20 protein-coding genes are annotated in these 22,017 nt (G+C 53.6%); 13 read left to right on the top strand and 7 right to left on the bottom strand.

The window, feature by feature from the left end; all coding sequences use genetic code 11:
• Window positions 1-982 precede the first annotated feature (982 nt).
• A complete protein-coding gene (locus L5470_RS11540; RefSeq protein ID WP_099797760.1) occupies window positions 983-1,411 on the bottom strand; it encodes a hypothetical protein in 429 nt (142 codons plus the stop codon).
• 14 nt (window positions 1,412-1,425) lie between these two features.
• Window positions 1,426-1,752 carry a DUF760 domain-containing protein gene (locus L5470_RS11545; protein ID WP_099799782.1) on the bottom strand — a complete coding sequence of 109 codons (327 nt, stop codon included), beginning with the start codon at window positions 1,750-1,752 and terminating at the stop codon, window positions 1,426-1,428.
• 144 nt (window positions 1,753-1,896) lie between these two features.
• Here L5470_RS11545 and ebsA point away from each other — a divergent pair, with 144 nt between their 5' ends.
• The 3 genes from ebsA (at window position 1,897) to L5470_RS11560 (ending at window position 3,840) form a co-directional block, all read left to right on the top strand.
• On the top strand, window positions 1,897-2,271 hold the full coding sequence (gene ebsA / locus L5470_RS11550) for a type IV pilus biogenesis protein EbsA (protein WP_448515218.1): 375 nt from the start codon (window positions 1,897-1,899) through the stop codon (window positions 2,269-2,271).
• Window positions 2,272-2,316: 45 nt separating this feature from the next.
• On the top strand, window positions 2,317-3,387 hold the full coding sequence (locus L5470_RS11555; RefSeq protein WP_099797758.1) for a phosphotransacetylase family protein: 1,071 nt from the start codon (window positions 2,317-2,319) through the stop codon (window positions 3,385-3,387).
• Window positions 3,388-3,507: 120 nt separating this feature from the next.
• Window positions 3,508-3,840, top strand: coding sequence for a DUF8822 family protein (locus L5470_RS11560; RefSeq protein ID WP_099797756.1), 333 nt, complete (start codon window positions 3,508-3,510; stop codon window positions 3,838-3,840).
• Here L5470_RS11560 and glmU read toward each other — a convergent pair.
• Entirely contained in the window at window positions 3,837-5,186 is a 1,350-nt protein-coding gene (gene glmU / locus L5470_RS11565) for a bifunctional UDP-N-acetylglucosamine diphosphorylase/glucosamine-1-phosphate N-acetyltransferase GlmU (RefSeq protein ID WP_499500058.1), read from the bottom strand. The two genes, L5470_RS11560 and glmU, sit on opposite strands and share 4 nt — an antisense overlap.
• A gap of 296 nt (window positions 5,187-5,482) precedes the next feature.
• Between glmU and L5470_RS11570 the strand changes: the two genes are divergently transcribed.
• From L5470_RS11570 to L5470_RS11595, 6 genes are all read left to right on the top strand, one after another.
• A complete protein-coding gene (locus L5470_RS11570; RefSeq protein ID WP_499500059.1) occupies window positions 5,483-5,947 on the top strand; it encodes a hypothetical protein in 465 nt (154 codons plus the stop codon).
• A 134-nt stretch (window positions 5,948-6,081) separates the two neighbouring features.
• A complete protein-coding gene (locus tag L5470_RS11575) occupies window positions 6,082-6,462 on the top strand; it encodes a hypothetical protein (RefSeq protein ID WP_099797751.1) in 381 nt (126 codons plus the stop codon).
• Between the two features lie 124 nt (window positions 6,463-6,586).
• Window positions 6,587-7,888 carry a carboxyl-terminal processing protease CtpC gene (gene ctpC / locus L5470_RS11580; protein WP_099797749.1) on the top strand — a complete coding sequence of 434 codons (1,302 nt, stop codon included), beginning with the start codon at window positions 6,587-6,589 and terminating at the stop codon, window positions 7,886-7,888.
• Window positions 7,889-7,896: 8 nt separating this feature from the next.
• Complete coding sequence (cdf31, locus tag L5470_RS11585; protein WP_499500060.1) at window positions 7,897-8,787, top strand: CDF family zinc efflux transporter Cdf31; 891 nt, start codon at window positions 7,897-7,899, stop codon at window positions 8,785-8,787.
• Between the two features lie 47 nt (window positions 8,788-8,834).
• Window positions 8,835-9,476 carry a phosphate signaling complex protein PhoU gene (gene phoU / locus L5470_RS11590; protein ID WP_499500061.1) on the top strand — a complete coding sequence of 214 codons (642 nt, stop codon included), beginning with the start codon at window positions 8,835-8,837 and terminating at the stop codon, window positions 9,474-9,476.
• Window positions 9,477-9,551: 75 nt separating this feature from the next.
• Window positions 9,552-11,432: a caspase family protein gene (locus tag L5470_RS11595; protein ID WP_499500062.1), complete on the top strand. Its 1,881-nt coding sequence runs from the start codon at window positions 9,552-9,554 to the stop codon at window positions 11,430-11,432.
• On the opposite strand, the gene L5470_RS11600 is transcribed toward L5470_RS11595, so the two are convergent.
• Both L5470_RS11600 and yqeK read right to left on the bottom strand, forming a co-directional pair.
• Window positions 11,429-12,274, bottom strand: coding sequence for an ABC transporter permease (locus L5470_RS11600; RefSeq protein WP_499500063.1), 846 nt, complete (start codon window positions 12,272-12,274; stop codon window positions 11,429-11,431). The genes L5470_RS11595 and L5470_RS11600 overlap by 4 nt on opposite strands.
• 53 nt (window positions 12,275-12,327) lie before the next feature.
• Window positions 12,328-12,981: a bis(5'-nucleosyl)-tetraphosphatase (symmetrical) YqeK gene (yqeK, locus tag L5470_RS11605; RefSeq protein ID WP_499500064.1), complete on the bottom strand. Its 654-nt coding sequence runs from the start codon at window positions 12,979-12,981 to the stop codon at window positions 12,328-12,330.
• 355 nt (window positions 12,982-13,336) lie between these two features.
• Here yqeK and L5470_RS11610 point away from each other — a divergent pair, with 355 nt between their 5' ends.
• Window positions 13,337-14,893: a serine/threonine-protein kinase gene (locus L5470_RS11610; RefSeq protein ID WP_499500065.1), complete on the top strand. Its 1,557-nt coding sequence runs from the start codon at window positions 13,337-13,339 to the stop codon at window positions 14,891-14,893.
• Between the two features lie 69 nt (window positions 14,894-14,962).
• Here the strand turns inward: L5470_RS11610 and nrdJ are convergent, their stop codons facing one another.
• The gene (nrdJ, locus tag L5470_RS11615) at window positions 14,963-18,340 is read right to left on the bottom strand and encodes a ribonucleoside-triphosphate reductase, adenosylcobalamin-dependent (RefSeq protein ID WP_499500067.1); all 3,378 of its coding nucleotides are present in this window, start codon (window positions 18,338-18,340) and stop codon (window positions 14,963-14,965) included.
• A 262-nt stretch (window positions 18,341-18,602) separates the two neighbouring features.
• Between nrdJ and L5470_RS11620 the strand changes: the two genes are divergently transcribed.
• The 3 genes from L5470_RS11620 to L5470_RS11630 all read left to right on the top strand — a co-directional run bounded on the left by L5470_RS11620 (window position 18,603) and on the right by L5470_RS11630 (window position 21,273).
• Window positions 18,603-19,787 (top strand): aspartate aminotransferase family protein, encoded by a 1,185-nt coding sequence (locus L5470_RS11620; protein ID WP_499500068.1) that lies wholly within the window; start codon window positions 18,603-18,605, stop codon window positions 19,785-19,787.
• A gap of 121 nt (window positions 19,788-19,908) precedes the next feature.
• Window positions 19,909-20,619 carry a Crp/Fnr family transcriptional regulator gene (locus L5470_RS11625; RefSeq protein WP_499500066.1) on the top strand — a complete coding sequence of 237 codons (711 nt, stop codon included), beginning with the start codon at window positions 19,909-19,911 and terminating at the stop codon, window positions 20,617-20,619.
• 69 nt (window positions 20,620-20,688) lie between these two features.
• Complete coding sequence (locus L5470_RS11630) at window positions 20,689-21,273, top strand: hypothetical protein (RefSeq protein WP_099797731.1); 585 nt, start codon at window positions 20,689-20,691, stop codon at window positions 21,271-21,273.
• A gap of 50 nt (window positions 21,274-21,323) precedes the next feature.
• Here L5470_RS11630 and L5470_RS11635 read toward each other — a convergent pair whose 3' ends face one another.
• The gene (locus L5470_RS11635; RefSeq protein WP_099797729.1) at window positions 21,324-21,656 is read right to left on the bottom strand and encodes a slr1601 family putative cell division protein; all 333 of its coding nucleotides are present in this window, start codon (window positions 21,654-21,656) and stop codon (window positions 21,324-21,326) included.
• Between the last annotated feature and the right edge of the window lie 361 nt (window positions 21,657-22,017).

Genomic DNA, 22,017 nt, shown 5'->3' on the forward strand with positions numbered 1-22,017 from the left:
CTAAGAGTCTTGTTCCCTCTCCTCTGGGAGAGGGCGGCAAAAGACTCAAACCCGAAAGTCATACGTCTATTCAGCAACGCCCTCAATTACTCATTGTTTACTTGACTTCTCCCCTCCTTGAAAGAGAGGGGATTCCCAACGGATGCTACGCAACGGGCTGAAGCCGCGTTACTTCGCTTTTCCCTTGAGCTGTCACCCACAACTTAATGCGGGTGGGGGCAGTCAAAGACCCCCTACTCACCTCAAGCATTTCTGCTATTGGGACTACGTTTATGTTTCGGTTCGTGGTTTCGCGCTTTTCAACACTAGCCAATTTGATACGCTCAACATCCTGCCATTGCTTGCAGTGGTTTAGGCTTGCCGCCAAAGCGGTAGTGACTTACTTGCCGGGATTTCTCCGTACTAGGATGTTTCTTCGCGTAGTTGATACGCCTACTTTCCACGTCTCTAGTTTAACACATAGAGAGGGCTAAAGCCCCCTGAGTTGGCTGTATCCCCTCGCTAAAGCGGAGGGGTTTTAGCCCGCCCACATCACTCCTATAAAGGGAAAATGGTATAGAACATTGCGCTCAAAGTTTTCCGGACTACTATCCTAGCGGCACTGTTGCCAAACCCCACCCTAACTTGGTAGAAAGGAAGTGCTAACCAAGTTCCAACCGTTATTGTGGGGAGTACTATAAATGAAATCTATCTACAAACTCTTAGCTATTGCTCTAGTTCTCTCTAGTTTCTCTGTGGGTCTGGTGGCCTGCGGGGGGGGCGGTGGCCAAACAACTACTCCTACGGAGTCACCTTCCCCAGAAACGTCGCCTTCACCATAAACACGTGCTAGCTACTCACTAAGAATCACTGCAGTGCTCCGCCACAACGCGTTGGTGCTAGCCTGCCGCAGGTATAGCGGTTAGGGGTTAGTTCTACGCCAGCGTGCCTTGGCATCCTTCCGTGTCAAGGAAGGCGGAGTATCAAACGAGCTACTAGGGCGCTAGTAACGCCAGTAGCGGCGACCCTGCCAAAAAATTCCCATGGCCGTCCCAATCAAGAACACTTCGGTGATCGGGAAAAAAACAGATCGCAGCCCAAGCAGGGAGCCGAAAAAACTAAACCCCAAGCTGGCTAAGAGTAAGCACAAGAATAATCCCCACAGGGTGCCGCCATATATAGGTGCCGGGTTAAACCAAACTTCGAGGCACAGCACCGCCAGCATCCCCAACGCAATACTCATCCCCAACTGCACTAGCAAACTGAGGGGCGGCTGTAACAAAATGATTAACACTTCGCGCATCAACAATGACGCACTGCCAATGTAGTACAGCCCAGTATCAAACAGCGCAGCAATGAGGGCAACGAGCAGCCCCGTAGGGATCAGCGATCGCCAAGGCAGCGCCTTGAATTGGTGCCACGGATCCGACACAGACTACTCTCAGATCAAACCAAATCGTCTAGGCTCATTTCCAGTTCCATGCGCTGTTCCATTTGGCGCAGAAAATACCCCGTCATCATGGCGGAGGCCAGCAACCCTGCAAGATTGTCACGGTCTGTAGCAATTTGCACATTAAAGTCCTCCGACGGCAGCCCCCCCACTAGCCCTTGGACGTTTTGGCTAATAATTTGACGAATTTCAGGACTCACGGAGCGGGCAATGCGCGTTAGTACTTCCGGCGATTGACGTTGTAGATACTTTAAGAGCAGGTTCGGCTGCCCATCCTCAGTAAAGGAACCGTGAAAATCAGCATGTCCGGGATCAAAAACCATAGGCATTGCTCGCGCGTTATGTTAACTATATGTTACCAAATGCAAATCCGCTACTGCTGCCGTTGCAGCTGAGGGCACTGCCTCGGCCGGCAACTCCTGTAAAATAGACCTCAGCACTGCGTCAGACCGGATGAGGATTCCTCCATGACCGCTTTGGATCAGCTTCAGCCTGCCAACCCTCGGGAGGTGAATATTTTTGCCCCCTATATGCGCAATGAGAAACGGGCGCTCCTTCCCCTTGGTATTGCTCTTTACCGACAGGGAAGGCTGGAGGGGCAGCGCGGGATTGAAGGGGGTGACAACGTTGATTTTGTAGCCTCATGGACCATTGCCAATCTGCCGGCCGATCTGTCGCGCTGTACAGTCATGTTTGATAATTCTGTTGATCTCCAGTACGAAATTTCGATTACGACCTTTGAGTTGGTCGATCACCTCATTGATGTGATTATTAACTACAAAAAGCATCGTATTGCTGATTTTTCTAAGGGGTTTTACCGTAAGCTACTGCGACTTGAGTAATGATAGACATCTTGGGGATACCGCTGAGGGAGGAATAAGACAACAGTGCCGAAACATCTGCTCATCGCGTCCATGGTGGCTTACAGCGGTAAGTCTGCAACGATTTTGGGTTTGGCAAAGCTATTGCGCGATCGCCACTTCAATGTTGGCTACGGCAAGCCCTTAGGCACCTTTCAACCCAACGCTGACACCGAGGATACGGAAGCGGATGTGTGGTTTGTGCAGCACACCCTTAATCTGCCAACGGTGCGGCCAACCCTGCTCACCTTGACCCCTGAGACGATTGAAGCGCGACTGACTGGCCGAGATCAAACTGACTATCGGCAGGCACTCACCGCCTACCAAAACGACAATAGTGAAGACGTTGTGCTGCTGGAGGGGCCAGCCACCCTAGCCGAAGGTCGCCTATTTGATCTAGGGATGGGGGAAATGGCGCAGGTGCTGGATGCGCCCATTCTCTTAGTTGTCCGTTATGACTCCCCCTTAGTGGTGGAGTCAATTTTATTGGCTAAGTCGGAACTGGGCGATCGCCTGCTAGGGGTGATTATTAACGATATCCCCGATGCGGAGCGCGAACCCCTTAAGGCCATTTGTGACTACCTTGAAGCACAGCAGGTACCGGTGTTTGGGTTGTTACCCCGCAGTCAGTTACTCCGCAGTGTCAGTGTTCGTGAGTTGGTGCGGCAGTTGGGGGCAGAGGTGTTGTGTCGCCCCGATCGCCTTGACCTGCTTGTGGAAGAGTTAACCATTGGTGCCATGAATGTAAGTGCAGCGTTGAAATACTTCCGCAAGGGGAACAACATGGCGGTGATTACGGGGGGCGATCGCACCGATATTCAGTGGGCGGCACTGGAAACCTCCACCCATTGTCTTATTCTCACCGGACACCTGCCACCGTCGCCGGCCATTCTGGCCCGTGCTGAAGAGTTAGAAATTCCGATCCTATCGGTGGACTTAGACACCCTCACAGCGGTGGAAATTGTAGATCGCGCCTTTGGCCAAGTGCGACTGCACGAGGTGGCTAAGGTGAAGTTTATCGAGCAACTGATGCAAGAGCATGTGGATGGCGATCGCCTCTTGCGCTCCCTAAAACTGCCAGAACGGCTTGCCCTCTAGCGGCAATAATTGCTCCGCCAACTCCTTGTCAGTTGCCGAAAAACGCCGTAAAGCCCCTGCCTTTAGGCATGGGGAGTATGTCAAAATGCTCCTAATAGCTCCTAGTATGGGAGAACTGCCATGAGTGTCCCGATTTCCCCAATTCAGCTTCCTCCCTGTGGGGATTGTGCAGCGGATGCCGAGTGGTTAGAGCAGGCACTCTTAAGCTGGCTCAACACAGAGTACGTGCCGGAAGCCGTGAATACCGCCATTGCCCAGCGCGCCGCTCAGGTCTATCGACGGCAACGCCTAGAAGGAGAACACGACCTAGGGGGTATTCTCTTGGCCTTAGTCACCGAGTTACAGCAGTTTGATTTCTCCCAAAGCTTTTACAGCGAGTTTGCCGTGGCCAATGCCGTGAGTGATCTGCTGCTACGCCGCCTCGGCATTGAACCCTGTTGCGGGGCAGGCTAGTCTTTGGGCTGCCAATCAGGTTTTATCACTTGGCGCGAGCGGGCAATCACCAAGGCATTATCTGGCACGTCGTCGGTGACCGTTGACCCCGCTGCCACCGTCACATTTTCGCCAAGGGTGACCGGAGCCACTAAAACACTATTAGAACCGGTTTTTGTACCGCTCCCAATGTGGGTCTGGTGTTTGCGAACACCGTCGTAGTTGGCAGTAATGGTTCCCGCGCCAATATTGACGCGATCGCCAAGGGTGGCATCCCCAAGGTAAGCCAAGTGGGAGGCCTTGGTGTGGCTGCCAAAGTGTGCTTTTTTTAACTCCACAAAATTACCCACGCGGCAGTGATCCCCCACAATACTCTGCTGGCGAATATGGGCAAACGGGCCAATCTCACTGTCATCGGCAATTTGACTATCCGTAATCACCGAATAGCGTGCCGTTACACGTTCACCGATGGTGCTATTTTCAATGAGACAGCCAGGCCCAATGTGACTGCCACTGCCAATGCGGCTGACTCCCCGCAGATGGGTTTGCGGTTCAATCACCACATCAGCAGCCAGTTCTACAGTGTCCTCAATGGTGGTACTGGCAGGATCAATGAGGGTCACGCCTGCCTTCATCCAGGCTTGCTTCGTGCGATTTTGTAAAATTTGGTAGGCGGTTGCCAGTTGGGCGCGATCGTTAACCCCCAAAATTTCTTCGTAGTCTTCAACATCCACCACCATCACTGGGTTTAGGGCATTGACAGCATCCGTCAGGTAGTATTCCTGCTGGTCATTGTTGGATTGCAGGTGGGGCAGTACCGCCGCCAGTTGCGGCCAGTGAAAGCAGTACACCCCGGCATTAATGCGCCGGTTTTGTTTTTGCGCTGTGGTGCAGTCGCGGTCTTCAATAATTTGCTTGAGGATATTTTGGCTGTCGCAGATGACGCGGCCATAGCCTTGGGGATTGCTAATTTGGGCAGTAAGAATTGTCGCGGCATTCCCCCGCTCTTGGTGTACCTGTAATAAATGGGCAAGGGTTTCGACCCGCAGCAGCGGCACATCGCCGTTGAGTACCAGCAGGTGCCCTTCATAATCCTTGAGGTAGGGGAGCAACTGTTGCACCGCGTGCCCTGTCCCCAGTTGTTCTCGCTGCTCTACAAATTCCAGTGCTGGGTAATCTTTGAGGGCACTGCGCACCGCATCCCCGGCATAGCCAATGATCACAAACTGGCGTTGGGGTTGCAGAGGGTTGACTTGGTGGAGAACCCACTCCACCAGCGATCGCCCCCCAAGGGGATGTAACACCTTGGGCAGCGAGGATTTCATGCGTGTGCCTCGCCCTGCTGCTAACACTGCTACAATGACCATGAGTTCTGCGTGCCTTATCAATCCAACGAGGGGTTTACCTTGCCAGTAATGACTGGCAGGGGCGCACCATCACACCTCAAACACTAAGATCGCCCACACTGGAGTATATCAAGCTTAGGAAACTAGGAGTAGAACCCAGCCCTAACTTAACGAAATTCCCCATCTGCGCAGTGGGGGCGTTCATGCTGACATCAGCCGTTACCCCCAACAGGGCTGATTGCGTAGGGTTGCTTGGTAGAATAAACAGGATTAAGACTATTTCGCGGGCGATCGCCTGCGCACGGAGCTTTGCCCCCATGACCTACCACAAACTGTGGTTTCAACAAACAGCTCGCCAACTAAAAGTGTTGCGCCCGTTTCCTGCCTTCGAGATTGTGCAGGGTTTTATCCACACCTATCTCCCGAAATTGATCGATGATATGGACGGTCGCGGCTTGGACTTAACGGATCCGTACCACTGGTGGGAAAGCATCTACATTGATGGCATTCTTGAATTGGAAAATAGCCAGGGAGTAACCCTCTCGGTTGCCGTCGGCATTATTGAGCAGTGGCGCAATGCCAACACGGCACTACGCATGATTACCACACCACGAATGGTTGAACTACGTCACTCCCTCAACCTTGAGCAGCACTGGCTCTTTTATGTCTCTAGCCGCAAGCCCTATCCAGAATCCGTCTGGATTGATCTGCTCTATGAACAGGCTGATAAGCCACCGCCTGAAAGCCGGTGTTGCATTATTGAAGTGGTTGAACCCGATTAGCTCAGGTGCAAAAGCGTCGGCTAGAGGTAGTCGTTAGAGGCTGCACCCCAATAGTGTGGCAATTTGTTGCAGGCCTGTTGACCTAGGCAACAATATGCTGCGAGGTGCAAACATTTTGCATACCGCAAGGGGTCATGCCGTACACTAAGGGGGTTTTTATTTTTGATTCTATTGAAATGAAATTAGTCTCTCTCGTGCTCATTGGTAGTGGTTTAGTGAGTAGTGTAGGGGTGCCCTCTCAAGCGATCGCCCAAAAGTATCCCGCTGTGGCAGTCACGAGCTTTATGGACACCTGCCTCAATCAAGGCCAGCGCTCAGCGCCCATTGTGCCGCGATCGCTGCTGAGCAACATCTGCCGTTGCTCCATTAACTACATTCAAGAGCGGGTCAGCTATGATGACTTTCGTACCCTGAACCCTGACAGTCGTCAGAATCAGTCTCCGCACCAGCAACACGTCCAGCGGGTTGTCGATGAAAGTATTAACCGCTGTATTCTGAAGCAGGTGGGGGGCTAGGGGCACTTTTGGGGGTTAGCTAGCGTCCAAGGCCTTAGGTCACGCCGCAATCCAAGCACGGCCACCGTCTGGGTTTATGCTAGATTGGGCGTAAGAAAACGCACTCAGCATTAGGACGAGTCCTATGGGAATCACACACCGCACATTAGTTGTTAGCACGACCGTTGTGATGACAGCCTTAGTGGCCGTTACAGGTGCGGGGTTACACTGGTCGAGAAGTTTAGCTAGCTTTCGGCAAAGCCCTAAGGAACTCGTCGATGAAGTGTGGCAAGTGATTGACCGCGAGTATGTGGATGCCACCTTTAACGGCAATGACTGGCGGGCGGTGCGCCGAGAGTTCTTATCTCGTAACTATAGCAATACTGAGGACGCCTATAAAGCGGCTCGGGAAATGCTCGAAAAGCTCAACGATCCCTATACTCGCTTCATGGATCCTGAGCAATTTAAGTCGATGCAAATTGAAACCTCCGGGGAGCTAACGGGGGTCGGTATTACCATTACTCAAGATGAGAAAACCAAGGAAATTACGGTCGTTTCCCCCATTGAGGGCAGCCCTGCCGCCGAAATTGGCTTAATGGCCAAGGATGTGATTCTGCGGATTGATGGTAAGTCCACAAAAGGCATGGATATTAACCAAGCCGTCAGCATGATCCGGGGGCCGGTGAACACGAAAGTCCGGCTAACTATTCAGCGAGGCGGTCAAGTCATGAACTTTGAAGTGACCCGCGCCCGCATTGAAATTCACCCCGTGCGCTACAGTGTGCGGCAAACCCCCCAAGGTCCTGTTGGCTACATTCGCCTTGTTACCTTTAGCTCTAATGCAGCGGCGGAAATGCGCAGTGCCATCCGTGACTTAGAGAAGCAGGGTGTACAGGGCTACGTTTTGGATGTGCGCTCGAATCCGGGGGGCTTACTGTTTGCCAGTGCCGAAATTGCGCGGATGTTTTTACAGCAGGGGGATATTGTCTCCACTGTGAATCGCCAAGGGGAAGCCGATCGCCTGCGAGCGGGGCGAGGGTTTCTCACCAACAAGCCCATGGTCGTGCTGATTGACGGTGGGTCTGCCAGTGCCAGCGAAATTTTGGCCGGGGCGCTCCAAGACAATAACCGTGCGGTCTTAATTGGGACGAAGACCTTTGGCAAGGGCTTAGTACAGTCGGTGCAACCGGTAGGTGAAGGATCGGGGATTGCCGTGACGATCGCGAAGTACTTTACCCCCAGTGGCCGCGACATTAATAAGAAAGGGATTGAGCCGGATATTGAAGTGAAACTGACTGAGCAGCAGCGGGAGCAACTGACCCGGGAGGATATTGCGACGGATAAAGACCCCCAATTCATGCGGGCGATCGCCGTTCTCAATGAGCGCATTTTAGCTGAGCAGCAGCGCAGCGCTCAGTCGGTGCAGCCTTCCCGCGCTCTTCGCTAACCCCTCATATGCGTGATCAGCGACACAACGTTCAGCGGGTACTCTGGCTAACACTCATTCTGAATATTGTTGTTACGCTGGTGAAAGCGATCGTTGGGGTGCTAAGTCACTCTCTGAGTTTGCAGGCGGATGCGCTCCACAGTTTTACCGATGGCATGAGTAATGTCTTGGGGTTGGTGGCCATGCACTGGGCCAATCCCCACCCCGATCGCGAGCATCCCTATGGACATCAAAAGTTTGAAGCATTAGGGGCGCTGGGAATTGCTGCCTTTTTGGGAATGGCCTGCTTTGAAATTCTACAGAGTGCAGTGGAGCGGCTGCTACATCAGGCAACAACGATTGCCCTTGGGGCAGCAGAGCTATGGTTGATGATTGGGGTGTTGGGCATCAATATTGGGGTCACCCTTTACGAGCACCACATGGGGCGCAAGCTGAATAGCCCAGTCTTGCTGGCAGACGCGAAGCACACCCTCAGCGATGTCTGGGTCACCATTGCTGTGCTCCTAGGGCTGATCGGGGTCTGGAGCTTGAACTGGTACTGGTTAGACGTGGCGTTAGCCTTTCCGGTGGCGGCCTTGGTGTTTTGGAGTGCATGGTCGGTGCTGAAAACCAACATTCCGTGGCTGGTGGATGCAGCGGCGATCGCCCCGGAGGCCATTTACACCATTGTCATGGCTATCCCTGGAGTGATCAACTGCCATGACATTAGTTCGCGGGGGGTGGTTGGCCGACAATTATTCATTGAAATGCACCTGATTGTTGAAACGGAGGATGTCACCGCGGCCCATGGGATTACCGAAGAGGTAGAGGCTGCCCTACAAGCACATTATGGCCCTGCACGCATCGTCATCCATGTGGAACCTCAAGATTACCAGTCGAGCCAGATAACGTTTTCTTAATTTTTCTGCCACACTAGCTAAGCAGTCCCTTTTCTCGCTGTGGTATCGTGGCTCCTTTTTTTGAACGCCAGCTGCAACGCCTACGCACCGATCTATTGCGATTGGGGGCACTGGTGGAGACCACCTGTCAACTCTCCTACGGGGTGTTAATTGAAGGAAACCTGACCGCCATTGATCTGCTGCTGCGGCGAGAACAGGAAGTGGATCGCCAGTATCACCAACTGACCCAAGATGCCATTGAAATTTTGACCCTGCACGCCCCAGTGGCCAAGGATCTGCGCTTTTTAGCCAGCTTACTGCACCTCAGTCGGGATTTAGAGCGCATTAGCGACTATGCTGTGGAAATTGCCACCGCTGCTCAGCGCCTCTTTGCCTATCCTGCAACGCCCGCCGTGTTGGCTGAGGTAAAAGCGATGTTTGAGCGATCGCTATTGCTAGTGTCCGAAAGTTTATCTGCTGTTGCGGATCTGGATGTGGAGTTGGCTGCGGCCATTGCCCTCCATGATGATGCGGTGGATGCAGACTACAGGCGCATTTATAGTCGCCTTTGTAGCCCCCTAGCGGAGTCTGAACTGGTGGAGCCACGCCTGTTACTGTTAGTGGTGATTCGTAACCTAGAGCGCATGGGAGACCATGCCACGAAAATTGGCGAGCGAGTTTGCTTTATTGTCAACGGCTACCCCCACTGAGCAAATTTTGCCTTTCACGCCCTTGGGGTGCGGCAATTGCCCCATAACCTCTGAGAATGGAGTTAGCCCCTTTGGATGGAGAGCGCAATGCACCTTGGCCGCCGGTTCTTCTTACAATCTGCTGCTGCGCTGTTACTGGCACAGGCGTTTTGGCAGGGGGGCAGTCAGGCGATCGCTGCTCCTTTAACGACGGTGCGGGCACTCCTCATTGGCATTAACCACTATCCCCACCTTGGAATGGTGCCTCCCCTTGCCGGTTGCCTCACCGATGTGGAACTGGTCAAAATGTTGTTGATGGAACGATTTGGCCTCGATCGCGATCGCCTAACGATTTTGACCGAGGCTGCCGCAACCCTGCCCAGAGTCAGGGAGGAACTGGCGGAACTCCAAGGGCTTGGTGACCCTATTTTGGTCTATTTCAGCGGCTATGGCACCCTCTGGCAACAACAGCCGACGCTCCTATTGGCCAATGCCGATAGCAGTGGTGCCGATAGCTTAGCCTTAGCAGAGCTACTCAACCTCAAATCCCTACAGGTCTGGCTAGATACCCGCTTTACCAGTGCGCCACCCCGCGCCTCTCATCTGCGGTGGCGGTATGCCCCCCTAGCCGCAACCGTTAGCCCTCAGGCACACAGTGAGGCTAAGAATCTCACCGCCGTCAACGATCTTGGGGCAGAAGTCACCCTTAATGGGGTGACCGTAGGGCTGTTTACTGCAACCCTGAGCCATTATCTAGCGGCCTTGGCCGGCGATCGCCCCTTGGATCACAGCGTAATGCATACCGCTGATGACCTGCGCACCCAGCTTGGCAGTGAGGTGCATTTAACGATGGGCAGCCTGCCTAGCATGGGCGGTAACAGTTTGGATGCCGTTGTCCAAGGCAGCCATGATCGCACCCTCAACCTTTGGTGCGGCGGGTTCAGTCCATGGTTGCTGGCACACCTCAGCCCCCGCAGTCGTTTGCTCAGCACCGATACAAGCGTAATGGTGGAACTCAGCAGTATCAATGGTTTTATGGCTCAAGGTACAGCCGCTGCTCCGCTGCAAAGCGGCGATCGCCTCTACGAGAAATTACGTCGTCTCCCTCGCAACCTCAGCCTTAAGGTTGGCTTAGACCCACACCTCGAGAAAATTGAGCGAGTTGATGTCGTGAATGCCTTGGCTAACCAAGGCGACGTGACGGTTGTCAACAGCCCTGACGACCTGCCAGATGTAATCATTACCAAAACCTCAGAGGCCGGTAGCTATGGGCTGCAATGGCCCGCAGGCTCCCTCCTCCAGGAGAGTTGCACCACCACCAACGAAGCTGCCAAGGCGGGAATGCGGCGCTTAAACCCATGGTTTGCCACTCTGCTAGCCCACAAATGGCTGGCCTTGACCGTTAATACAACCTCGAGCCATTTAGGCATTTCCACCACCTTAGAGCAACTCACCCCCCAGCCCAAACTCTTAAGTCGGCAATACACAACTCGCTCCCCCCATCCACTGCCGGAGGTACTGCGCACAAAGCTACCCCCTGTGAACTTGGCAGCCCCCCTCACCCTAACCAAGGGGGACMCCTGCCGTTGGAGCATCTATAACTATGGCGACGAGTCCTTAAATGTGCTGGCCGTTGCTTGGGACAGCCGCCAAGGGCTGCTCTTGCTGCCCCTCCAACCGCAGTCCTGGCACCTAGAACTAGCAGCGGGGCTGAGTGTGCCCCTCTACACCTGGAGCTTGAACCACCCTAGCCAGTGGCTGCAAGTCTTTATTATCAGCAGCCGTCGCCCCTTCAGCCACGTTAACCAGCACAGCTCCCCCCCCACCAATGCCCAACCCCTACCGGTGGCTGGGGAGAATGGCCTAGCCCTCACCCAAGGGTTACTCAGCGACCTAAGTACAGAGCCGGAGGGGAATGACCTAAGCTTGGATGTCGCGCAGTGGTGTAGCCAATGCTATACGTTGCGGGTGGTCTAGGCCAAGCGACGGCGTAACAATGGCTGAATCAGCAGACTCAGTGCCACCGCCACCGCTAGCAGGATCGCTATCGCCGTGCCCAAGGAGATGGCCCCCCATGGTGCCACCATCACCACATCGGCAATCGTCCAGTTTGGGTGCAAATACACGTAGCGGATGGGTTCGATAGCTAAACTGAGGGGGTTGAGGCTGGCCACCCACTGCAACCAGGTGGGCATAAATTGCAGGGGGACGAGTGCCGTGCTGGCAAATAGCAGCGGTAAGTTAATGACAAAGATCACCGCCAGCAGTTCAATGTGCCCCGGTAAGGCAAAGGTTAACCCTAAACTCAGTGCCGTCACCCCAAACACAAGAATTAGCACTGTTGCCAACACAACGGCAATTCCCGCTACGTTCGGCAGCCCTGTGCCCAAGACAACCCCCAAGCTGGCGATCGCCACCACCTGAATCAAGCTGAGGGTGGTAATAAACAATGCTGAAGCCAGCACAATTGAAAACCGCGAGGCCAACGGCGCCACCAATAGGCGGTTCAAAAAGCCAAACTCGCGGTCAAACATCACAGGTAGCCCCGCATTCAGAGCACCACTAAAGGCCGTAAACACAATAATGCCAGCACAGAGAAACTGGCCATAGTTCGCACTGTCGCCAAACAGCCCCGACGGTACATTTTGGAACAATGCCCCGAATAGGATCAGCCAAATGAGCGGCTGCACCMCCCCCGCCACCAACGTTGAGGGTCGTCGTTGGAGCTGAATAAACAACCGTCGCGTTAAGGCTAGAGTTTCTTGCCAAAAGTCAGGGGAAAATAGCCCCGGAACTCTACTGATTGAAGAGGTGGTCATAGCGCAAACGATAACTCAACTGTTGCCTTCTAGGGTAGCAAGGGACAGAACCGCTAAGCGCCAGTCTTGATAGCCATCCTCTTTTTACGGCTTGGGGGTGCCACCTGCATCGCCCAGTTACGGGTCAACACCATGCGGGGGTGAATTAAGCGGTGCTGATCAATAAGCCAAGCCAGGGTGCGATCGCACACTCGCCACACAGCCTCCTGCAAGTTCAGCCGGGCAATCCGCCGTAATTCATCCAGTTCTGGGGTTTGGCCGCGCCCCGGCTCTAGGCTATCAGCTAAAAAGATCACACAGCTCAACTCATCCATCCCCGGCTGGCCCAGCGTATGGTTGGCCACTGCCGCCAAAACCTGCGCATCCGCTACCCCAAACTCTTGCCGAGCCACCAACGCACTCACCTGTGCATGGAGCAAGTGCGGATCGGCGGTATCTACCTCAGTGATGGGTAATGCCGCTTGCTGCGCCATCGCTAAGAGTGTCTGCGGCGGGAAAWATTTGGCTAAATCGTGCAACAACCCCGCCCACGCTGCCCGCGTTACATCCAAACCGTGAACAACGGCTAACTCAGCAGCCATCGTTTCTACCCGCAGAATATGTTGCAGACGCGGTGCTGGCACATGCTCCGCAAGCCACGCCAAAACTTGCTGGCGATCGCAAGGTAGCTCCCCTAGCGCATCACCCTCCATTGGGGACGTCACCATAACCCAAAACTGCGAACAACTAAAATCGAAAGTGCTACCCTTGTATCATACAGCTTGCTCCACCATCAGACCGATCAAACAACTCGGGGGGCTACCCCCTACGCCTTTATGTCTGCCTCAACAGGAGCCGTAATAAAAACTTCCGTAATTTTACGGATAGGGGCAAGCAGAGAAAAAAGAGTATCGTAAATACACGGAGCAACCCCTTGCCCACCGAGTTTGTGTATCTGCGATGCAAGGTTACTAGCAGCAGTCTGTTGCTCTACCCTATGACGACGATTACTGGTCATCTCTGGTAGGATATGCTGTCACCTAAGCCCCTGTTGAACCCCAATGTTCATCCCCTTGGCTGCTTATGAGTTACTGCCTGAATCCGAGCTGTGTCAAACCAGACAATCCTGATGGTTTGGATTTTTGCCAAGCCTGCGGCAGTAAGCTGCTTCTCAACGATCAATATCGAGCCATTCGTGTTCTTGGGAGGGGAGGCTTTGGCACAACCTTTCTTGCGGTTGACACCAAGCTGCCCGGTAACCCTAGCTGCGTGATCAAACAATTACGCCCCGCAGCGTCGGCTCCCCACATTCTGGCCATGGCGCGGGAACTATTTTTGCGAGAGGCCACCACCCTAGGCAAAATTGGCAACCACCCGCAATTGCCCCGGCTTCTGGGCTACTTTGAAACCGACAATGAGTTCTACCTCATTCAAGAGTACGTCGGTGGCTTAACCCTGCAACAGGAAGTCAAGCGCTTTGGAGCCAAAACGGAGGAAGATGTCAAACAAGTGCTCCAAGAAGTCTTGCCGATTTTGGATTATCTCCACAAAAACGAGGTCATTCACCGTGACATTAAGCCTGCCAACCTCATTCGCCGCGAAATCGATAACAAACTTGTCCTCATTGACTTTGGTGCTGTCAAAGATAAAGTCACCCAAGCCATGGTGGAAAATGCCCCCGAACTCTCGACCTTTACGAGCTTTGCAGTGGGTACCCCCATGTATGCACCCCCAGAACAGATGGCCATGCGCCCCATCTATGCCAGTGACATTTATGCCTTAGGGGTGACCTGTGTCTATCTGTTGACGGGGAAATCGCCCAAAGAAATCGAGCGAGACCCGCGCACGGGTGAGTGGCAGTGGAAGAAGTACGCCAAGAACATTTCTCCGGAATTTACGGCACTGCTAGACAAGATGCTAGAGGATGCCATTAAAAATCGCTACCAAACAGCGATGGAGGTTTTGGCAGATTTGCAACTTTTGTCTGCCAAACGGTCAAGTGCCACAAATGCATCCTCACAAAGTGCTGATGATGACCTCAGCAACGCACTCTCGGCACCCCCCAGTCGGGGCGGCAAGCCAATGCTAGGGCGTAGCAGTTATGCATCCTCGGTGAGTCATAATGCCCAAGCGGCACGAGTTCGCCAATCTCGCATGGGGGGACCCGGCGGCCCCCCACTGGTCGGGGCAGGCGGTGGCCAGCACCTGCGCGCAAAAGTAACTCCTCGACTGACGGCAGCCCAACTTCTCACGGCTTACAAACGGGGTGAGCGGGATTTTGTGGATGTTGACTTGTCCAATGTGGTGCTCCGTCATGCGGATTTATCGGGAGCGAACTTCGCAAACGCCAATTTGTCTAATGCTGATCTGAAGGGGTGTATTTTAGCGGGGGCTGTGTTGCGGGAGGCGAATTTGCAGGGGGCGAATCTTAGCGAAGCGAACCTGAACGGCGCTTATCTGGTGCATGCAAACCTTGAAAAAGCGAACTTGAAAGGGGCACGGTTGCAGGATGCCTCGATTTCAGGGGCTAACTTTACCGCAGCGGATATTTCAGGCGCCGATCTGAGTATGGTCTCGGGGGCGGTGCAAGGGCAACTGGATCGTGCCAAGCGCAATTGGTTTACCAAGCTGCCCAAATAACTCTCTCCCCTCTGGTTAAACCGGGGGAGGTACAAACTTAAGCAATTAGCAACAGCTAGGGATATCTGACTACTTCAGGCACTTATCAGAGTCACAGCCAGCGGGGCCTGCCTCTTCAATCGGTTGCGTGTAGCGAGATAATGCCGCATGGAAATCATGGATCCGCCGCCGTTGTGCGACTGCCGCCACTTCTGCGTCATACCGTTGTTTGCTAATGGGTTCAAAGGGCAATCGCGGGAAGGTTTCATTAGCATCAAAACGTGCTAATAATGCCGCAGAGATATAGCCCTGATCCTGCTGAATGGCCTCATAAATGGCGGTGGCCAATGGTTCAATTTCGTGCTCCCGCAACTCAATCGTGGCACTGGTGTTGTGGGTGGTGTAGTGCTGCTGCACTTGCATATAAAAGTCAAATTGAGCCAGCGCAGAAAATTGGCTAATGTCGATCGCGTCTGCGCCGGGCAGGTCTGCCCAGGAAACGGCGACAGGAATTTCAACGAGCCACTCGGTACAGCGCGGGTCAAAGGGGTCATCCAACAGTTTGCCCTGCTCATCTTTATCCGATTGCGATGGGATGATGTTATAGCCGTAGTCATAGCAGGCCATCGCAACAGCGTCACCTTTGCGGAAAGTAATGCGGCGGATAAACCGTTGGGCTTTGGGGGGATGCCAGCCAGGGGATGCCCCAGTGAGTAAAGACTTTGTGCCAGCGGGTTGCACGGTCGTACAGCGGTTCGGTCGTTTTAAGCCATGGCGATCGCAATACTCCCATACGGCAGCATGAACAATATCCCGCCAGCGTTGCAAGTAGCTGGCCTCTTGGGTTTTGAAAAATTGACCCTGCGGAGTGTCTGGTCGTCCCTGTGCCCACCACTCTAGCCACGCCGTCCCAAAGGCATGAACGAAAAAGTCGAATAGTCCGGTGAAGCTAACGCCAACAATAGGGTCTAACTCACGGGCATAGCGATAGCGTTCTACTTCAAAACGATGGTGCAATAAGGCGGCTACGGAGATGGCTCCTGCTTTGAAGGCGTTTGCTTGGGTCACTGTATCCGCAGGGTCAATTTGGTTGAGATGAATCTCTGAGAGGTTGCAGTGGAAATCCGCAGAGATAATCTCACCACAGTTGTGAGCCACTAAGCCATTGGCGTCGAACCGATTCGGGCCGGGCACAGAGCAGTCGTAAACGGCAGCTTCTCCATCAGGCGTAATCGCTTCCACTACTACCGCAAACCGTTCCCGATTCAGTTGCCGTTGATAGCCACTCAAGAGTTTCTGGAGTTTAGCCTGCTTGGTTGGCTCTTGGAATCCGATCAATTCTTGAAAATGGAGCAAATTATCTTGGCTAATTACTAACTCATGCTGAGATTGGCAGTGGTAGAGGCTCGGCTGCCGCTGACTATCAGGTAGTAACCGCAAGCCTTCTGGCCTCCGATTTTGATAGATGGTGGCAATAATCCCCAAGCGGGCTAGCATTCGCTGCACAGCTTTGAGGGTTTCGAGGTTGCTTTGGCATAGGCGAACACTCACGCCTTTGTCTTGGCTACCTTGAACACTGCCATCAGCGTCGAATAAGCCCCGTAAAAAACCTTGGTAAAACTCATAACTGGCCTGTTCAATCGCTGGCGTAATGACCTTACGACCGGGCTTTAAGCCAAACTTCGCTGCTAACTGGGCTAGGCCAGTGGAGTTGATCACCTGATGGTTCAGGGTTTTGTGTTCATAGGTCGCCGCAGCGCGAGCTCGATAATCTACCACCGTAGCTAGTAATTCCCGCGCGTATTGGCTCAGTTCCACACGGGACTCTTGCCAAAATCGCAGTAGCCCAATATCACGCCATTGAGTTGTCCCTAAACTGCCATCGCCTAATAAGCTCCCCAGTAGCCAACCTTCCGCTGCCGTTCCTATCCCATCCCAAGGTTGAATCCCTCGATGGTTATGGAGCAAAACCCAATCCCCCGGTCGCAACTCACCAACTTCGACCCATTCGCTGTATTGTTTTTGCTGGGTTTGGGCCGTAACTTTTAGGACTTGGTGATTCGGGGTGAGGCGAAGGGAAAACCCTGCCTTGGTTTGCAGTTTGACAACGGGTTTAATACCTGTAAAAAAGAAGCCGTCCGGTGTAGTGCTGAAGAGTTCGCCGTTGATATAGGTGCTGTGTTGACGACCAATTAAATCCTTGACTTGCCGCGGCCCGTCGCCTGTATGAATCCAAGTTTCGGCGGTAACGCATGGGTTCAGGCCATAGCGACCAAGGCGGTGGTTGATTTCCCGTTCATCTGCCTTGGGGGCTAACTGACGCAAGAGCAAGTCTGCTTGTCCAGTGTCATAGGCACGCAAAAAGCGGTGTTTGAGGTCTGGATTAGTGAGAATATCGGCGTTAGCACGGGCGACGGCTTCCCCTGCCCACTGGATCGCCCCTTCGCCACTATAAAACTGACTGCGTACTGCTTCAATGCATTCCTGTAAGGTTGGCTTGCGATGAAAGACGCGGGTATGGTTGGCCATGCGTAAGGCATCGCGTTTGGGGTCAATAAACCAGTTCCCCTGTTCATCCTGCTGCCATAGGTTTTGCTTGGCGGCGGCAAACTCGGCATCATTGCTGTCCCCTTGACGCATACCTGCGCTGCGCCTCACGTTTCCAGCAACGACCACGGTTGCTGCTTCATCAATGAGCAAGCAACATTCTACTGAGGTAAGTTGGCGACCAAGGGCAGCATTCAAAATTGCAGCACAGCGATGGTAGAGGTCGGGTAGTTTGACGGGGTTAGCTACGCCACCAAAGCCTTTTAAGCGCTCTCCTGTGGGTCTGACATCGCTAATGTCGATGGTAATGGTAACGTGTCCATCAAATTGCATGTCACTGGATAGCTCAAGGATGGTTTGGTAGGATTTAACCCATCCTTGGCGGCTATCGCCTACTTTGATGTGAACGTGGCTACCCTCAACGGTGACTGTGGTGCAGTCTTGGCGCTGGGCTTTCGGCGTTTTTCCAATGGTGCCCACCACGTCAATATCCAGGCGATTACGGATAGGAGGCAATTGGCTGATGTATTTATGCTCAAGGACGGCACCCGTACCGCACCCTTGCATCGCCAAATCCATCATCAGCCCGAACGAGTCCCAGTCAACGACGTTGGTGCTGGTGCAGTTATAGGCACCGGAGTAATTTTCCGGGCGCTTTACCCAGTCGGTGCCCCCTACCCATAGCCACCGCCCCGATGGCAGTGCCTTGATCTCCTGTTGCATTTGGGTGAGCAGAGCCACTTCATCGGCGCTGAGATGGCCAACCTCTTTTAAGCCTTGGATGGTGCGATCGCACACCTGCTGCCAACTTTCCCGCTGTCCTGCGTCATCTTGGCGGCTGTAGGTGCGGTAGAACACAGGGTAAGCGGTAAGGGCATTGGCGGGGRAAGTGGTCTGGGGGCGAGGGGGATTTTGCACCATCATGAAATTTCCATAACAGGACTATGGGCTGTAGCAATACTAGCAGTAGTGTAACGAAGCGAGCCATAAGGGTCAATAAGCACTATTTATAGTTTTCAGGTCTAGAGTCTCGCTCAAGCATCACACCAACGTTCCTTGGGGAGCTAGTGCTAAGATGGCAAGCACTGCCGCAATACGTTTAGGATGTTGTGCTGTGAGTCCAGAGTCTGCTGTTGCCGTTCCTCCCGCTAGTGCTGATCCAGTACAGTTTGATCAGGTGGTGATGACTACCTATGGGCGGTTTCCCCTGACCTTAACCCGCGGGGAGGGGTGCCGTGTTTGGGATAACGAGGGGCGCAGCTACCTAGATTTTGTGGCCGGGATTGCCACCTGTACGTTGGGACATGCCCATCCGGCGTTGGTGGCAACGGTTAGCCAGCAAATTCAAACCCTGCACCATGTCTCTAACCTCTACTACATCCCGCAGCAGGGGGCTTTAGCCCAATGGCTGGTTAATCACTCCTGTGCCGATCGCGTCTTTTTCTGTAATTCGGGTGCCGAAGCAAACGAGGCTGCCATTAAGTTGGCGCGCAAGTATGCCCATACGGTACGCCAGATTGCTCATCCGGTTATTATTACGGCGCAAGCCAGTTTCCATGGCCGTACCCTTGCCACCATTACGGCCACAGGCCAGCCAAAGTACCAGCAGCATTTTGATCCGCTGGTGCCGGGGTTTGCCTATGTCCCCTACAACGATTTTGCGGCGTTAGCAGATCTGGTGGAGTCGTTGGATCAGCCTCAGCCGCAGGTGGCAGCGATTCTGCTGGAGCCATTGCAGGGAGAGGGGGGGGTGCGTCCGGGCGATCGCCTCTATTTTGAGCAGGTACGGCAACTCTGCAATCAAAAAGGGATTTTGTTAATCTTTGATGAAGTGCAGGTTGGCATGGGTCGCACGGGTCGCCTCTGGGGCTATGAGACCCTTGGAGTGGAGCCGGATATTTTTACCTCAGCGAAAGGATTAGCTGGGGGTATTCCCATTGGTGCCATGCTCTCTAAAGAGTTTTGTGCAGTGTTTCAGCCCGGCGATCATGCCAGTACGTTTGGTGGCAATCCCTTGGCCACAGCAGCCGCCCTAACGGTTTGTGAAACGATTGAGCAGGAGAATCTGCTGCAAAATGTGAGCGATCGCGGTGAGCAATTACGCGCCGGCCTCCGTGCCCTTGCTAACCGGTATCCCCAACTGATTGCCGACGTGCGCGGCTGGGGCTTAATTAACGGCCTTGAGTTAACCGCAGAGTCAAGCCTCACTGCAGCGGAGGTGGTCAAAGCAGCCATTAGCGAAGGACTGTTGCTGGTGCCTGCGGGGGCGAAGGTGGTTCGTTTTGTGCCGCCTTTAATTGTCAGTGCGGCAGACATCGAGGGGGCGATCGCAGCCGTTGAGCGGTCTTTCGCACGCCTCTGTGGCTAGTTGTTTGCAGGTAATCAATGCAATTTTGATCAGGAGTCACACTGAACCTAAAGGCGATCGCGTATTCTAGGGGGAGGGTTCCTTGACCTCAACTAGTCCAACACTCACTTATCAGGTTGTTATGGCAGGCATCGAGACAGACAACTTTAGTCAACTCTTTCCCCTTTTTAGTGAGAGTTCCAAAGAATCCCTCGCCTCCATGCTTGCCGTGGCTTGGCACAATACCTATCCGGCGGGACGAGCCATTTTAATTGAAGATGCTTGGGGGAATGCCGTTTACTTTATTTTGGCGGGCTGGGTCAAGGTACGGCGGCTGTTGCCCAATGGTGACTTTACCACCCTTGCAATCCTCGGGCCTGGGGACTTCTTTGGCGAGATGGCCATTTTAGACCAGTCGCCCCGCTCGACCGATGTGGTTGCCCTGTGTACCGCTGAAGTTCTCTCGGTTCCTGCTCAAAAATTTACCCTCACCCTGCGCCAAGACCCAGATTTACATTACCGGATGTTGCAGTTAATGGCACAACGGTTGCGCCTCACAAATGCGCGCATTGAGTTAGCCCACCAGCCCTCAGCCGTAAAGCTAGCCAATGTACTGGTCAACCTTGGTCGCCGCTACGGACAGCGGCAGGGGGGCAATGCCCACACCGCAGTTATTTTCAATGTGCCGATTAAGGATCTCGCAGATGTGGCCAATATCAGCCCTGAGGAAGCACAGCAGCTTTTAGACAAACTGGCAGCCAAAGGCTGGGTCAAAATTGATGCGGCTAAACAGCAACTGCAGATTCAGAGCTTGCCGCAGCTAGAGCAACTGGCACAGCAGTCGGTGGCTTAAGGGTGCCTTGCTGTTACCGTAACCCCTCGCCTAGGATAGCAATAGTCGCGCTCGGTGAGCTTTAATTCTATGGCGATCGCTCCCAACCTGTACGAGCACACGCTGGTACACTACACCGATCCACTGCACGCCACTGAACTGTTGCGGCAGTATCGCCCCTATCTGGAAATGATTCCCAGTATGCGGCGACCCCAAGAAAGTCTGATTCCCATTCCACTGCCAATTGCGGAAATTCAAATTCCTGCCGCTCATACCAGTAATCAACGTCCCCAAGTGAAGTCAGCGCTGGTGCCCTGCGACCTTGTTTTTCTGATGTGCGATCCAGAATGGAAGGTGAAAACGGATGTTGAGCTATTGGTATTTATCCATCGTCCTGGGGAAAGTTTTACCGAGCTGCTGACGCGGTGGCGCCAGTCACAACTGCTCCTGAGTCGAAGCTATAGCTGGGATATGCCCCTGCAATACCGCGATATCTTTAGCGAAGGGGCAAATCGCCATCTGCCCCTATTTGTGTTGTTTAAGGAAACCCTAGCCGTGATTAAGCGGGGGCTAAAAGCCGCGCGACTGCCCTGTATTGTGGATACAACGGTTTCCAGCACGGCCTCCACTAATTCCCCAAAGTTAATTACTGGAGCGCCAGAAACCCCAGACTGAGCACGAGCCCTTGCAGCTATCTGCTTGAGAGGTCTATTTGGGGGGAGGAACTATTGCGGATCTCGCTTGGTGGTGTCCGGTTGCACCCAAATAATCCGGCGTTGGTTGCCAGCAATGAGATTGGCTTCTTCTTGGGCAATGCGCTGCCATGCTTGGGGCTGGAGATCTCGTTGCTGTTCTTGTTTAAGCTGGGTCACCCGCTGCTCTAGCTGGTGAACTTCCGCTTCTAGGGCAGTGAGTTTCTGTAGTTGGCTGAGTTGGTGGGGTACGATTTTGGCGATCGCCGCCACCCCAAAAGTGAGCAGTAGGATATTCACGCCAATTTTGGCAAGCCCCTCCCAAACGGCTGGAGGAATATTGGAGGATTGCGATGACGGAGCCATGGTAATTAGCGCGAGCAAAGGTACTTTTTAGTTTGACTTCTCCCCTCCTTGAAAGAGAGGGGATTCCCAAAGGATGCTACGCAACGGGCTGAAGCCGCGTTGCTTCGCTTTTCCCTTGAGCTGTCACCCACAACTTAATGCGGGTGGGGGCAGTCAAAGACCCCCTACTCACCTCAAGCATTTCTGCTATTGGGACTACGTTTATGTTTCRGWTCGTGGTTTCGCGCTTTTCTACACTAGCCAATTCGATACKCTCAACATCCTGCCATTGCTTGCAGTGGTTTAGGCTTGCCGCCAAAGCGGTAGTGACTTACTTGCCGGGATTTCTCCGTACTAGGATGTTTCTTCAGATCGGAAGAGC

Origin of the sequence: Synechococcus sp. PCC 6717, from assembly GCF_022698185.1 — a bacterium.
Classification (GTDB): Bacteria; Cyanobacteriota; Cyanobacteriia; order Thermosynechococcales; family Thermosynechococcaceae; genus Thermosynechococcus; species Thermosynechococcus lividus.

Bases quoted from the DNA above. Each gene is read 5' to 3' on its own strand.
- L5470_RS11545 (WP_099799782.1), bottom strand. From the start codon at position 1,752: ATGGTTTTTGATCCCGGACATGCTGATTTTCACGGTTCCTTTACTGAG.
- ebsA (WP_448515218.1), top strand. From the start codon at position 1,897: ATGACCGCTTTGGATCAGCTTCAGCCTGCCAACCCTCGGGAGGTGAAT.
- L5470_RS11560 (WP_099797756.1), top strand. From the start codon at position 3,508: ATGAGTGTCCCGATTTCCCCAATTCAGCTTCCTCCCTGTGGGGATTGT.
- glmU (WP_499500058.1), bottom strand. From the start codon at position 5,186: ATGGTCATTGTAGCAGTGTTAGCAGCAGGGCGAGGCACACGCATGAAA.
- L5470_RS11570 (WP_499500059.1), top strand. From the start codon at position 5,483: ATGACCTACCACAAACTGTGGTTTCAACAAACAGCTCGCCAACTAAAA.
- L5470_RS11575 (WP_099797751.1), top strand. From the start codon at position 6,082: ATGCCGTACACTAAGGGGGTTTTTATTTTTGATTCTATTGAAATGAAA.
- ctpC (WP_099797749.1), top strand. From the start codon at position 6,587: ATGGGAATCACACACCGCACATTAGTTGTTAGCACGACCGTTGTGATG.
- cdf31 (WP_499500060.1), top strand. From the start codon at position 7,897: ATGCGTGATCAGCGACACAACGTTCAGCGGGTACTCTGGCTAACACTC.
- L5470_RS11610 (WP_499500065.1), top strand. From the start codon at position 13,337: ATGAGTTACTGCCTGAATCCGAGCTGTGTCAAACCAGACAATCCTGAT.
- L5470_RS11620 (WP_499500068.1), top strand. From the start codon at position 18,603: ATGACTACCTATGGGCGGTTTCCCCTGACCTTAACCCGCGGGGAGGGG.
- L5470_RS11625 (WP_499500066.1), top strand. From the start codon at position 19,909: ATGGCAGGCATCGAGACAGACAACTTTAGTCAACTCTTTCCCCTTTTT.
- L5470_RS11630 (WP_099797731.1), top strand. From the start codon at position 20,689: ATGGCGATCGCTCCCAACCTGTACGAGCACACGCTGGTACACTACACC.
- L5470_RS11635 (WP_099797729.1), bottom strand. From the start codon at position 21,656: ATGGCTCCGTCATCGCAATCCTCCAATATTCCTCCAGCCGTTTGGGAG.